The following is a 1,221-nucleotide window of genomic DNA, read 5'->3' as shown; positions in this document are numbered from 1 at the left end:
TGACCTGCTCCCCGTTGATTAATACACACCGATGTTAGTAATGTCTTCACAAGCCACATGAGGACATCCCCATGAAGAAGCGTTTTTCCGACGAACAGATCATCAGTATTCTCCGCGTGGCTGAAGCCGGGGTTTCTGCCCGTGAACTCTGCCGTAAGCACGCCATTTCCGACGCCACCTTTTACACCTGGCGCAAGAAGTATGGCGGTATGGAGGTGCCCGAGGTTAAGCGCCTGAAGTCGCTTGAGGAAGAGAACGCCAGGCTCAAGAAGCTGCTTGCCGAAGCCATGCTGGATAAGGAGGCGCTTCAGGTGGCTCTGGGGCGAAAGTACTGACGACAGGCCAGAAGCGGGAAGCCGTTGAGTTTATGTGTGATGCTACCGGTCTGTCGCAACGTCGAGCCTGCAGGCTTACAGGTTTGTCTCTGTCGACCTGCCGCTACGAGGCTCAGCGTCCGGCGGCTGATGCGCATTTATCAGAGCGCATTATTGAGCTGGCACTGGAGCGCAGGCGTTTTGGCTACCGCCGCATCTGGCAATTACTGCGCCGTGAAGGCCTTCAGGTTAATCACAAGCGCGTGTACCGTCTTTATCATCTCAGCGGGCTGGGCGTAAAACGCAGACGACGTCGTAAAGGACTGGCAACGGAACGTCTGCCGCTGCTCCGCCCGGAAGCGCCCAACCTGACCTGGTCGATGGATTTCGTCATGGATGCACTGGCTACCGGTCGCAGGATAAAGTGCCTGACCTGTGTGGACGACTTCACGAAGGAGTGCCTGACAATTACCACAGCATTCGGGATTTCAGGCGTTCAGGTCACGCGTATACTGGACAGCATTGCACTGTTTCGAGGCTATCCGGCGACAATAAGAACTGACCAGGGGCCGGAGTTCACCTGCCGCGTACTGGATCAATGGGCCTTTGAGCATGGTGTTGAGTTGCGCTTAATCCAGCCGGGCAAGCCAACGCAGAACGGATTTATTGAGAGCTTTAACGGACGATTTCGCGATGAATGTCTGAATGAGCACTGGTTCAGCGATATCGCTCACGCCAGGAAAATCATTAATGACTGGCGGCAGGATTATAACGAGTGTCGTCCACATTCGGCACTGAATTATCAGACGCCATCAGAGTTTGCAGCACGGTGGCGAAATGAAAAATATGAAGATAAACAAACCGACATTACTAACTGACGGTTGTATCTAATACTGGGGGCAGGTCA

General features: G+C 53.9%; 1 protein-coding gene. It reads left to right on the top strand.

Going from position 1 to position 1,221, the window contains the following annotated elements:
- Positions 1-71 precede the first annotated feature (71 nt).
- Positions 72-1,192 (top strand): IS3 family transposase gene (locus tag E0L21_RS24655; RefSeq protein WP_131413830.1). Its coding sequence is split into 2 segments (ribosomal slippage): positions 72-330 and positions 330-1,192, totalling 1,122 coding nucleotides; the frame shifts between segments, so codons are not numbered across the junction.
- Positions 1,193-1,221 lie beyond the last annotated feature (29 nt).

The organism is Kosakonia quasisacchari, assembly GCF_004331415.1.
GTDB classification, from domain to species: domain Bacteria; phylum Pseudomonadota; class Gammaproteobacteria; order Enterobacterales; family Enterobacteriaceae; genus Kosakonia; species Kosakonia quasisacchari.
Note: the sequence above shows the minus strand (reverse complement) of the source record. Positions and strands in the feature narration are given on the sequence as shown.